The organism is Grimontia sp. SpTr1 (assembly GCF_947387585.1).
GTDB lineage: Bacteria > Pseudomonadota > Gammaproteobacteria > Enterobacterales > Vibrionaceae > Enterovibrio > Enterovibrio indicus.
Genome location: NZ_CANDOD010000015.1, coordinates 24,761 through 37,385, shown reverse-complemented (window position 1 = coordinate 37,385; position 12,625 = coordinate 24,761). Strand labels below are relative to the sequence as shown.

10 protein-coding genes are annotated in these 12,625 nt (G+C 50.0%); 6 read left to right on the top strand and 4 right to left on the bottom strand.

Annotated elements, in window-relative coordinates; translation table 11 throughout:
- Positions 1-101: 101 nt before the first annotated feature.
- From QL223_RS18955 to QL223_RS18940, 4 genes are all read left to right on the top strand, one after another.
- The gene (locus tag QL223_RS18955; protein ID WP_039850273.1) at positions 102-713 is read left to right on the top strand and encodes a TRIC cation channel family protein; all 612 of its coding nucleotides are present in this window, start codon (positions 102-104) and stop codon (positions 711-713) included.
- 218 nt (positions 714-931) lie between these two features.
- Complete coding sequence (locus QL223_RS18950; protein WP_281545632.1) at positions 932-1,348, top strand: VOC family protein; 417 nt, start codon at positions 932-934, stop codon at positions 1,346-1,348.
- 28 nt (positions 1,349-1,376) lie between these two features.
- A complete protein-coding gene (locus QL223_RS18945; protein WP_281545631.1) occupies positions 1,377-2,357 on the top strand; it encodes a questin oxidase family protein in 981 nt (326 codons plus the stop codon).
- Between the two features lie 256 nt (positions 2,358-2,613).
- On the top strand, positions 2,614-3,165 hold the full coding sequence (locus QL223_RS18940) for a flavodoxin family protein (protein WP_281545630.1): 552 nt from the start codon (positions 2,614-2,616) through the stop codon (positions 3,163-3,165).
- A 49-nt stretch (positions 3,166-3,214) separates the two neighbouring features.
- Here QL223_RS18940 and tyrS read toward each other — a convergent pair whose 3' ends face one another.
- Positions 3,215-4,402, bottom strand: coding sequence for a tyrosine--tRNA ligase (gene tyrS / locus QL223_RS18935; protein WP_281545629.1), 1,188 nt, complete (start codon positions 4,400-4,402; stop codon positions 3,215-3,217).
- Positions 4,403-4,591: 189 nt separating this feature from the next.
- Between tyrS and QL223_RS18930 the strand changes: the two genes are divergently transcribed.
- A complete protein-coding gene (locus QL223_RS18930) occupies positions 4,592-5,911 on the top strand; it encodes a peptidoglycan DD-metalloendopeptidase family protein (RefSeq protein ID WP_281545628.1) in 1,320 nt (439 codons plus the stop codon).
- Positions 5,912-5,988: 77 nt separating this feature from the next.
- Here QL223_RS18930 and QL223_RS18925 read toward each other — a convergent pair whose 3' ends face one another.
- The 3 genes from QL223_RS18925 to erpA form a co-directional block, all read right to left on the bottom strand.
- On the bottom strand, positions 5,989-9,159 hold the full coding sequence (locus tag QL223_RS18925; RefSeq protein ID WP_281545627.1) for an efflux RND transporter permease subunit: 3,171 nt from the start codon (positions 9,157-9,159) through the stop codon (positions 5,989-5,991).
- Between the two features lie 12 nt (positions 9,160-9,171).
- A complete protein-coding gene (locus QL223_RS18920) occupies positions 9,172-10,263 on the bottom strand; it encodes an efflux RND transporter periplasmic adaptor subunit (protein WP_281545626.1) in 1,092 nt (363 codons plus the stop codon).
- 123 nt (positions 10,264-10,386) lie between these two features.
- Positions 10,387-10,728 (bottom strand): iron-sulfur cluster insertion protein ErpA, encoded by a 342-nt coding sequence (erpA, locus tag QL223_RS18915; protein ID WP_165017150.1) that lies wholly within the window; start codon positions 10,726-10,728, stop codon positions 10,387-10,389.
- A gap of 482 nt (positions 10,729-11,210) precedes the next feature.
- On the opposite strand from erpA, the gene hemL reads away from it, so the two are divergent.
- Positions 11,211-12,500, top strand: coding sequence for a glutamate-1-semialdehyde 2,1-aminomutase (hemL, locus tag QL223_RS18910; RefSeq protein WP_281545625.1), 1,290 nt, complete (start codon positions 11,211-11,213; stop codon positions 12,498-12,500).
- Positions 12,501-12,625 lie beyond the last annotated feature (125 nt).

The following is a 12,625-nucleotide window of genomic DNA, read 5'->3' as shown; positions in this document are numbered from 1 at the left end:
TGTTACTGGAACTCCGTGTCACAATAAAAAAACAAGACCCAGAGTAATACCAGTAGTAGGCGTCAGATTGGATGTTTGATTAAGGGATGAAATAGCGCTTTATGCTTCTGTATATTTTAGACATGTTTGGTACGGCAGTCTTCGCCATATCAGGCGTATTACTTGCCAGTAAGTTAAGAATGGATCCCTTTGGGATGATCGTTCTTGCTATGGTCACCGCAATCGGCGGCGGTACCATTCGTGATATGGCATTAGGCGCAACACCGGTCTTTTGGGTGAACCAGCCGGAGTACCTTTGGATGATCCTTGTCACCTGTATTCTTTCCATGTTGCTGATCCGTCAACCGCGTCGCCTGCCGTGGTACTTTTTGCCCGTGGCAGATGCCATCGGTCTGGCCGTTTTTGTTGCTATCGGTGTTGATAAAGCGCTGAGCTATGGTGCTTCCCCCATGGTGGCGGTGATCATGGGTGTGATTACTGGTTGTGGCGGTGGCATCATCCGCGACGTACTCGCTCGGGAAATCCCGATGCTTTTCAGAACCGAAGTCTACGCAACTGCCTGTATTGCAGGTGGAATCATCCATACAGTGGCTTTGGCAGCCAACGTGGATGTCGAAATAGCTTCCATTGCCGGCATGATCACTACCTTGCTGATCAGGCTTGCCGCGATACGCTGGCACCTTTCTCTACCTGTATTTGGCTCAGGAAAGTAACTGCAGTTTCAAGCATTTAGAACGCGCCTCTCGGGCGCGTTTTTTTCTGATCCAGCAACACCCTTCTCTCATTCTGTTTCATCGTTTCCGCGCAACAGATCCCGATCTGGTGATCATCTCATTCATCCAAAGCCATTAAATAAACTTTTTACTTTATTTAATGGCAATCCGATCTATTATGTAAACATATAGCTTTACTTAATAACGAGGAGCATCCCATGAGCAGCTATGTCGAACACGCCAATATCACTGTGACCAATCTAGATAACGCTATCCAGTTTTTGCAGACAGCCATGCCGGAGTTCTCCATTCGTGGCTCAGGCCAAAATGATGATTACGGCTGGTGCCATCTAGGTACTGACACCTCTTACATCGCCCTTCAGGAAGTGGTTATCGACAAAGCTGTCGAACGAGTCCCTTACCGCCAACTTGGCGTCAATCACATTGGCTTTGTGGTGGACGATGCGGAAGGTACGGCGGAACGTCTGCGTGAAGCGGGCTATCAAGAGGCCTCTTTTGACAAGAGCCATCCAGCCCGCAAACGTGCATATTTTTTCGATAGCGATGGTATGGAGTGGGAATTCATCGAATACCTGACCGATTCCATCGAAAGCCGGAACGATTACCTGCTTTAAGAACGAATAAAAATAGAGAGAAGCAGTCATGTTTAAACCAATAACGTCAGAAGCAATATCACTCATCAGGCATGGACATCGATATTCTCCAGTCTTTGGGCCAAGGCTTTCCAACCACTTGCCCATGGCGCTGATTGCCATGTCCCGGCTAGGTGCCTCATCAAAGGACTTACATGAGGAGTTCCAACGGGCAACCCCTCATCTGGAAGCAGAGCAAGCTCCTGTTGCCCCTCAAGCATTAAAGCTTGGGGAGAAAACACACAATGCGGATTTCGTGCTCTATTACAGCAAGGAGCTGGAAACCAAAGGCATTGAAGCAACATTAAATGAGGCTTTGCCAACCTTACTGCCCGGTATCGCGGCAGGTTCTTTCCATGCCTTGATTCGCCTCGCCTATGCGGTGGAAAGTGAAGACTTCACAGAGATCAGTCACGCACTTGCCTACTGGTCATCCGGGTTTACGCCATTAGGAAACCTGCAATATGCCACGGACAAAGACGCCGTTTCCCATCTCAATGAAGCACTTGGAGTCATGCGGGATCACACCTATCGAGAAGGGATCATCATCGATCATGTAGAAGAATTACGGGAACTTGCTAAGTACCGCGCTGTTTCCACACAGCCTGCTTCATTGACCAAAGAGTCCGTTGCCATTGTGGTGCTCTCGCAATATGCCGCCAGTAATGATTTCACCTTGCTCCATGGCGTAACCGGCTTTCAGGCTCTGCTATCACTCGCGCCGTTTATCGACAATTTTGATTTCGCTCTCGACTGTTTCTGGCAGGCCTATGTCGGTGCAGCATGCACTGCGGAATACCGAGATCCTGTTGCTCCTGAACGCAGAAATATCCGACCAGATTGGGGCCTTTGGTTCAAACAGGCACTGGCAACACAAGACGATCACACCATCAAACTTATCTACAGCTGCGCCCAGATTTATAACGAATTACAACTGGACGAAGCGCTATTCGCAATCAACGTCAGGCTAGGGTCTGTTGACCTTTGGTGATGATTTTTGCAGCTGTTTGTGGGGGCTTTATGCAAGGCGGAGGCTTCGATGTGTAGCTTGTCTACATGAGAAGCCGATAACGCAGGAGAAAGTCCCCACAAACGCTGCCCAGAGGGTTCTGCCATAAGCGTTTTATGCTTTGTTGAGGTGTATTTGCTTAGAGTGACTAGGCGGCACACACCTCGCCGCGCCTAAAACGCTTATGGCCAGAACAAAATTTAACCACCAAAGGTCAACAGACCCTGTGGGGATCTTTATGAAAAAAATCGCGATTGTTTATTTCTCACAAACCGGTACTACGGATGCACTGGCTAAAGCCGTGGCATGCGGCGCAGAAACGCAAGGGGCACAGGTTTTTGCTTACCGCATATTAGGTTCAGACATCGTTGAAGGACGCTTCAAAAACGACGCGTTGTTCGAAGAGCTCAGTGACATGGATGCCATCATCTTCGGCTCACCAACATACATGGGCGGTCCGACAGCACAGTTCAAAGCTTTTGCTGATGCGAGCAGTGAAAGTTGGTCCAAGCAGCGATGGAAGAACAAGCTCGCCGCTGGGTTTACCATTGGCGGCAGCCCTTGTGGCGAAGTACAAAGCACGGTGGAATATTTCAATGTACTGGCTACTCAGCACAGTATGCTTTGGGTGGGCATTGATGCGCCAGAAGGCGCACTCAGCAAAGACTTTAACCGCCTAAATGCTTCTCTTGGCGTAATTGCACTGGCTGATACAGAGAGTGGTCTTCATCCGGTGGATGCAAAAACGGCGGTGCGATTAGGTGAGCGGGTGGTGGAGCTGATTCGATAGTAGCTATCTAAAGTTAGCAAAAAGGCGCCATTTGGCGCCTTTTCCGTGATTATGCCAGCGTGATACGGGCAAATTTGCGTTTACCAACCTGGTAAACAGCAGTACCGGCTGCTGGTACCAGCTTGGTATCGTCCAACTTCTCGCCGTCGATTTTCACCGCGCCCTGGCGAATCATACGCATTGCGTCTGAGGTTGAACCAACCAGTGCTGCATCTTTCAGCAGGTTAGCGATAGCGACACCTTGCTCAAAAGAAAACTCTGGCATTTCGTCAGGCATTGCGCCCTTCTGGAAACGGTTGATGAACTCAGCCTCTGCCGCTTCTGCATCCGCTTCTGAGTGGAAACGAGCGATGATTTCTTTCGCCAGCAGGATCTTCACATCACGTGGGTTGCGGCCATTAGCAATTTCTTCTTTAAGGCCCGCAATCTCTTCCAATGGACGGAACGACAACAGTTCGTAGTAGTTCCACATCAGATCGTCAGAGATAGACATGATTTTGCCGAACATCTCAGTCGGTACATCGCTGATACCGATGTAGTTGTTCGCTGACTTCGACATTTTCTTCACGCCATCCAGACCCACCAGCAGAGGCATGGTGATCACGACTTGCTGTGATTGGCCGTTTTGCTTTTGCAGCTCACGCCCCATCAGCAGGTTGAACTTCTGGTCAGTACCACCCAGTTCAACATCAGCTTCCAGCGCCACAGAGTCATAACCTTGCAGGAGCGGATAAATGAACTCATGGATCGCGATTGGCTGGTTGTTGCTATAACGCTTTTTGAAATCGTCACGCTCAAGCATACGCGCAACGGTAGAACTCGCAGCCAGACGAATCATGCCATCCGTACCCAGCTCACTCAGCCAGCTTGAGTTGAACTCAATGCGGGTTTTCTCTGGATCCAGAATTTTGAAGATCTGCTCTTTGTAAGTCTCAGCATTGCTCAGAACCTGCTCACGCGTCAGCGGTGGACGCGTTGTGTTCTTACCGCTTGGGTCACCTACCATCGCGGTATAATCACCGATCAGGAAGATAACTTCATGGCCCAGCTCCTGGAAGGCACGCAATTTATTCATGATCACAGTGTGACCAAGGTGAATATCCGGTGCAGTTGGATCCGCGCCCAACTTGATACGAAGAGGACGGTTCTCTTTCAGTTTTGCAATGAGTCCCTCTTCAGGAATCAACTCCTCAACACCACGCTTAATTTCAGCTAGCGCGGCTTCAATGCTCGCCATATTTTATCGCTCCCACAGAATCGGCATTTTTTCGTAAGCCGACATACTACTTGAATAGCGATGGTTTTTGAAACCAGTTAGACTTGTTAGTAGAGAAAAGGAATGCTTAAGCCGATCGGTTTTTTCGAGAAAGTTGGCACAAACAAGCAGCTCCCTGTTTAATTCACTTTCCTTAACGACTGTTTTTTAATGCCTGTTAAACATATTGCTGCGCTACCTAGACTTCACCAAGTCTTGATCATGGCTCTCAGTGCCCTTGTTGTGGTGCTGATTTTGCTCCCCACCGAAACACCAGCTTCACATCCGGATGCCAAGTTCGAGGTGGGAAAACAATACCCAATTCCTCTCGATACCGTTTCCTTACTTCCACCTGAAAATGAGCAACAGCCCGTGCAGGCTTACGCCCCCTTGGAGTGGCATAAGTTCAAGGTGAAAGCCGGTGACAGTCTGGCGGTTATTTTTAACCGAGTAGGGATAAGCCCCACCACCCTTTACCGGCTGATCAACAGTGATAAAGGCACCAAATCGTTAGCCTCGTTGAAAGTGGGGGATGAAATTCACCTTGGCTTTGACGAAAACGGCTTATTCACTCAGCTCGTGCAGCCGAAAAATGCCAATGAGAAACTTGTCGTCACCCGCATTGGTGATGAGTTCTTCTCCAAAACAGAATCCAAGCAAATTGATACTCAGGTGAACTTTGCCTCGGCAACCATCACCTCCAGTTTCTGGAATGCTGGCGTCGCAGCAGGACTCAACGCCAATCAAATCATGGAGCTGGCGGGCATTTTCGGTTGGGACATCGACTTCGCTCTCGACATCCGTCAGGGCGACAAATTTTCGGTGCTGTTTGAAGAGCAGTTGGTTGAAGGTGAAATGATTGGCCGAGGTAATATTCTTGCCGCGACATTTACCAACCAGGGCGAAACCTTCACTGCAATCCGCTCTGAAACCGGTAAGTATTACGATGAGAAAGGCCGCGCAATGAGAAAAGCCTTCCTGCGCTCACCCGTTAACTTCCGGTACGTCAGTTCGAACTTCAACCCACGCCGACTGCACCCTGTGACGGGTCGCGTTAAAGCACACCGCGGCACAGATTATGTCGCACCTGTTGGTACACCGATTTGGGCGGCAGGCGATGGTGTCGTGATGAAGTCTGCCTACAACAAGTTCAATGGCCACTACGTTTTCATCCGTCATAGCTCAACCTACATCACCAAGTACCTCCACCTGACCAAGCGTAAAGTGAAAACAGGTCAGCGCGTCAAACAAGGACAAACCATTGGTACACTCGGTGGTACCGGCCGCGTGACAGGCCCTCACCTTCACTACGAATTTCTGGTAAACGGTGTTCATAAGAACCCAAGAACCGTCAAATTGCCGCAATCAAAGTCACTGGCGGGTAAGGAAAAGACCGCTTTTATCGAACTGGCTAAAGACCGCATGGCGCAGCTTAATAAGTTCGAGCAACTGTTAGCGTCCATCGGCACCCTTGAACGCGTTTCTTCATAGGGTCTGTTGACCTTTGGTTTGATACCAAATAAAAAGCAGCGCTTGTGCGCTGCTTTTTTGTGCATGGAAATTCCGCCTCAAAGCTGAGGCTCAGCTTCTCGTTGTGGCTTTGGGAGCGTCGACTCCTTCTCTTCGGTTTGCCAAATCATATTGGTTTCTTTCTTCACCCTTTTTGGCTCACGGGCCAGCATCAGAAGACATGGGGTGAGCACCAAAGTCAGTACTGTAGAGAACGCCAAACCACCGGCTACGGCTGTAGCAAGTTGAGACCACCACTGAGTACTCGGTGCGCCGAATTCAATACCGCGGTTCACCAAGTCAACGTTCATTTCCAGCACCATTGGCAGTAGACCCAGAATCGTCGTTACGGTAGTTAATAGTACTGGACGTAAACGCTGAGCACCGGTGCGTAAGATGGCATCAACTTTTTCAAGGCCACGGCGACGCATTACATTGTAGGTATCAATCAATACAATGTTGTTGTTCACCACAATCCCCGCAAGCGTAATCACACCAACGCCAGACATGATGACCCCAAACGGACGCTGGAATACCAGAAGGCCAAGGAAAACACCCACTGTCGAGAACAAGACTGCACTCAAAATCAGGAACGCCTGATAGAAGCTGTTGAATTGGGTAATGAGGATCAAAGCCATTGCCGCCAATGCTGCCAAAAAGGCTGTCATCAGGAAGGCTGAACTTTCATCCTGCTCTTCATTTTGTCCACGCAGTGTGACTTTGACTTCTGGAGATAGCCCCAAACGTTCGATATGCTCGTTCAATCCGGGCAACGCCAAGCTGAGGTTATATCCTTCCGTCATATCGGCCATGACCTTCACCACACGCTTGCCATCAACACGGTCGATATTGCCTTGTTTCGGCTCTGGCTTAATTTGGGCGAAGTTAGTGATGGGCACCAACCCATAAGGCGTCATCACCCGGAGTTCATCAAAGCGTCCAATATCGCGCTTCTCTTCAGGATAACGCACCAGAATATCCACTTCTTCACTGGCATCATCTGGCAAGTAATCACCAATCTTGAGGCCATTGGTGACGAACTGTACCGTGTTACCTACCAGCAGGGCGTCTGCACCAAAGCGGGCAGCATCTTCACGGTTGATATCAATCGACCAATCAATGCCTGGTTTGGTCAAGGTGTCGCTGTAGTTGGTGAATGCCGGGTCCTGTTCAAGCAGACTGCGAATTTGCTTGGCAGCAGGCGCGATCAGCGCAGGGTTTGCCGCACTGACCTCAATCGATAAATCGTGATCGCTCGGCGGGCCAGCATCAGGTTTTTTGAACTCCAGTTCCAAACCCGATAAATCCGCCGTTTTCTCGCGAAGCTCTTCGATGATCTCTTTTACCTTACGGCGCTCTTGCCAATCGACAGGCTTCATTTGGATCACGCCAATCTCATCCTGACCTCCGGTTTTGGTGTAAACGGATTCAATCTCGTCCATGCCCATGACACGCTCTTCAACTTCGGCCATCAAGGCGTCTTTTTCGAAGATAGAAAGATCACCATGCGAGCGCACTTTGATGTTGAAGAATGCCGGATCGACGTCAGGGAAGAATTCTGAGCCAAGGCCTGATTTCCCGTAAGCGAAGAACACACCACCAGCCACAATCAAAGCGGCAATCAAAATTTTAATCGGGTGCTTGATCGCAATGGAAAGCGTATTGATATAAGCAAGCGTGATACCGCGGGCTTGAGAGAAATCACCTTGCTCAAGCGCATGGGTTCGGGCCTGTTGCTCTGCTGTTAGAGGAAGCGGTTTACCGACCATGCTGCCCAGCACTGGCACAAACAACAGTGCCATCGCCAGAGAAGCAGCAAGCGTTGCTATCAGGGTTAATGGCATGTATCCCATGAACTCACCCGTGATACCCGGCCAGAACAGAAGCGGAGCAAAGGCCGCCAGAGTAGTGGCTGTCGACGCGATAATCGGCCATGCCATGCGGTGCGCAGCCTCCCGGAAGGCCATTTTACGATCCACACCTTCACGCATCCGGCGATCGGCATATTCCGTCACCACAATCGCACCATCAACCAACAAGCCAACCGCCATGATGAGAGAAAACAGCACGACGATATTGACCGTCAGTCCGGCTAATGACAGCACCACCAAGCCCGTTAAAAAGGAGCCAGGAATCGAAACGCCCACCAGCAGCGCAGTGCGCGCCCCCAGAATGGCGATAATGACAATCACCACCAGCAAGATAGCGGAGAGGATGTTGTTTTGAAGATCCGTCAGCATCGAACGTACATCTTCAGAGCCGTCCCAAGTGTATTTCACTTGAAGAGCTCCCGGCCAAAGCGGAGATTTCTGCGCTTCATTCATCACCGCCTTGGCTAGCTCGACGGTCTCGATGATGTTCTCGCCGGCGCGCTTTTTGACATCCAGCACGACCGCTGGCTTACCATCCAGACGGGCAAAGCTTTCCGGATCTTTAAACGCGCGGCGAACGGTTGCAACATCGCCAACTGTGACGACTTGATTGCCTTCAATCTTGATGGGCAAAGTCAGAACATCGTTTGCAGTTTCAAAGACTGAAGGCACTTTGACGGAAAAGCGGCCGTACCCGGTATCCACATACCCTGCCGCGACAACGCGGTTGTTACGGGAAACCAGATTAAAGATGTCTTGCTGATCCAGCCCATAGCTTTCCAACAACAAAGGTTCGACGATAATTTCCACCACGTCGTCACGATCGCCGGCAATATCCACTTCGAGGATTTGTTTAAAGCCTTCCAGTTCTTCCTGAAGCTGTCGGGCGATTTTTACAATCGCACGCTCAGAAACATCGCCATACAAAGCAATCGACAATACGGGCTGCATGTTGGCGAAAGTGACTTCGTTGACGGTTGGTTCGTCGCTGTCGTCCGGCAAACGCGGCTTCACCAGATCTACAGCTTCACGCACATCCGCCATGGCTTCATTGAGATCAACACCGACGTTAAACTCAAGCGTCACAGAAGCGTGGCCTTCCGTCGCCGTTGCCGTCATTTCTTTGATGCCTTCAATCGAGCGAAGTTCTTGCTCAACCGGACGCACCAAAAGACGCTCCGCATCTTCTGGGGAAATGCCTTCGTGGCTGACAGAGACATAAATCACCGGAATGGTGATGTCAGGATCAGATTCTTTTGGAATGGTTTGATAGGTGTAAAAGCCCGCGACCAAAAGCACCAATAACAGGGTAACCATGGTACGGGTGCGAGCCAGTGACGCATCAATCAATGTTCTCATGAGATGCTCCCCTTATTGTGCCGACGCTTGACGCACCGCCTCGACGGCATCACCGTCACGCACAAAGCCCTGTCCTTTGGTGATGACGTCCACCGTATCACCAAGGCCTGCCAGCCAAACGCCATTTTGCTCAGCTTTAACGACTTTGGCAGAGACAAAGGCAACCTTGTCACCTTTTAAGGTTTTCACTCCCAAGTTACCTTTTTCATCCAATGCCAACATTGAGGGGCTCAGCTTCACAGCGCTTTGCTGCTCAAGTGCCAGATCCACTTCCGCACTGATACCTGCAGGTAACTTTTGCTCTGGATTTGTGATTTCCAGCTCAATGGTGAAGGTATTGGTTGCCGGAGAGGAGATGCTGGATTGGTAGCGCAGACGCCCTTCTTTCATCGCGCCATTAACCAGCAAAATATTGGCTGGCAAATCCTCATCAATATCGCTGATGTGTTTTTCGCTTACATCAGCAGTCACGATTAGAGGATCGAGATCGATCAAAGTCGCCATAGGATCGCCGATGCCAAGATAGTCACCAACTTCCACATTTAGGTCATCAACAATGCCATCAAACGGTGCTTTTACCTCGGTGTGAGAAAGTGCCAGTTTGAGGTTCTTCACTGTCGCACGGGCTTCCACCAAATTGGCTTGGGCCAGCGAGAACGCCACCTCGCCTTGAAGCCCTTTTTTCTTCAATGATTGGGCTGCGTTATATTCTTTTTCACGCACCAAAAGTAGTGCCTCAGCGCGTTCGAGTTGCGCCTGACGGTCGGCTTTGTCGATATAAAGCAGTAAATCACCCTGCTTAACCGAAGCCCCTTTGCGGACAGACACTTTGGTGACCCGACCTGCTGCTTCCGCCGAAATGGTGGCTGAGCGATCAGGTGCCGTGCGTCCATATAACGAAATAGAGCGGGTAACCGGCTCTGCATGGAATGTTTCAACGCCGACTTTCGTTAATGGTGCTGCCGCTGGTTCTTTTTTGTCAGCGACAGACTGCTCATTGCTATGACCGCTGCCAACCCAAAAGACCAAACCACAAAGTAATACAAGAGAAATGACCCAGGGACGCTGGGAGAGGAAAGACGTTTTCGCGCCTGCATTCGTCATAATCGTTCCATCCTGACGTAGTTACTGCAGTGAAAGAAAATGGACGCTGATCCTGCTGGTCCATTGAAAAAACGCGGCAGCTCCGCTAAGAACTGCCGCGCCTTAAAAAGAGTGTCTCATAGTTTATACACTGAAAGAGGCACCACAACCACAGGTAGTCGTTGCGTTAGGGTTATTAACGAAGAAACGTGAGCCTTCTAACCCTTCTGTGTAATCGACGACACCGCCGATCAAATATTGCAGGCTCATTGGGTCAACAACCAAGGTGACACCACTTTTTTCGATGGTCATATCGCCATCGTTGACGCTTTCATCAAACGTGAAGCCGTACTGGAACCCACTACAGCCACCACCAGTGATATACACACGTAGCTTCAGGTTCGGATTTTCCTCTTCCTGAATCAGCGTTTTTACCTTATTCGCTGCGGTTTCAGAAAACTGCAGTGGCAAAGCGGCATCACTCATTGTTACCTCACATTAACTCTTTATATTCTGACCGCATTATCTAATACCTGACTAATTCGTTCAAGTATTGCTCTTCGCACGGAAACTTACTCAGCAATATACACCAAGTTTAAGCCGGATGTGATGCTTACCTCATCATCCATCTCGCACCCTTTCAACGTATCCCGTACAATACGCACCGACAGTGAATTAATGATCAAATAGTCCAGGGTCTGTTGACCTTTGGTGATGATTTTTGCGGCGCTTGTGGGGACTTTATACAAGGCAGAGGTTTCGACATGTAGCTGGCCTACTTGAGAAGCCGATAACGTGGTAGAAAGCCCCCACAAGCGCCGCCCGAAGGGTTCAGCTAAAAGCGCTTTATGCTTTGTTGAGCTGTATTTACTTAGAATGCTAAGCGTTATAAAGCTCGCCGCGCCTAAAACGCTTTTCGCAAGAACAAAATTTAACCACCAAAGGCCAACAGACCCTAGGAAAGAACCATGACAAAATCAGCCGAGCTATTTCAGCAAGCCCGCAAAACCATCCCTGGCGGTGTGAACTCTCCCGTTCGCGCTTTCGCAGGTGTAGGCGGCGATCCTATTTTTATCGAACGTGCTGATGGCGCGTACATTTATGATGCAGATGGAAAAGCCTACATCGACTACGTTGGTTCTTGGGGCCCTATGATCCTGGGTCACAACCACCCAAGCATTCGTGATGCAGTAATCACCGCAGCGCAAAATGGCCTGAGCTTCGGTGCACCAACTGCCCGCGAAATCACGCTGGCTGAGCTAGTTAGCAAGCTGGTTCCTTCCATGGAAATGGTACGTATGGTGAGCTCTGGTACCGAAGCGACTATGAGTGCTATTCGTCTGGCACGTGGTTTTACCCGCCGCGACAAATTCATTAAGTTTGAAGGCTGCTACCACGGCCATGCAGACTGCCTGCTGGTGAGGGCGGGTTCCGGTGCTTTGACACTGGGCGAGCCAACCTCTCCAGGTGTGCCTGCAGATTTTGCCAAACACACGCTCACTTGTACCTTCAACGATCTGGACTCAGTGCGTGCTGCTTTCGAGCAATACCCAGAAGAGATCTCCTGTATCATTGTTGAGCCGGTTGCAGGCAACATGAACTGTATTCCACCACAGGAAGGTTTCCTTGAAGGGCTTCGAGCACTGTGTGACGAATTCGGCGCACTGTTGATTTTCGATGAAGTAATGACAGGTTTCCGTGTTGCTCTAGGCGGCGCGCAGGCCCATTACAACATCAAGCCAGATATGACGACTCTGGGTAAAGTTATCGGTGGCGGCATGCCAGTAGGTGCATTCGGTGGCCGTCGTGACGTGATGGAATACATCGCACCAACAGGTCCTGTTTATCAAGCGGGTACGCTTTCCGGTAACCCTGTCGCCATGGCAGCCGGTGAAGCGGCGCTGACCGAGTTGTCAAAAGAAGGCAATGAAGCGCATCTTGCAGAGCTGACCAAGCGTTTGGCTGAAGGTTTCAAAACCGCTGCTGATAAACACGGCGTTGCTCTGGCGGTAAACCAAGTTGGCGGTATGTTCGGTTTCTTCTTTACCGACAAAGACACCATCAGCTGTTTTGCTGACGTTCAACAATGTGACATTGAGAAATTCAAACGCTTCTTCCATCTAATGCTCGAAGAAGGCGTGTATTTAGCGCCATCTGCATTTGAAGCGAGCTTCACCTCTCTCGCACACGGTGAGAAAGAACTTCAAGCCACACTGGCAGCCGCCGACCGCGCGTTTGCAAAGCTGGCCGCAGAGTAAACGTCTTTATGATAAAAAACGGAGCTTAGGCTCCGTTTTTATTGCCAGTTGATCACGACAAGTACCACAAGGGCGACAACACAAAGTAACGGCAGACTCAGTTTGCGTCGTTTTTTGGACTCGCA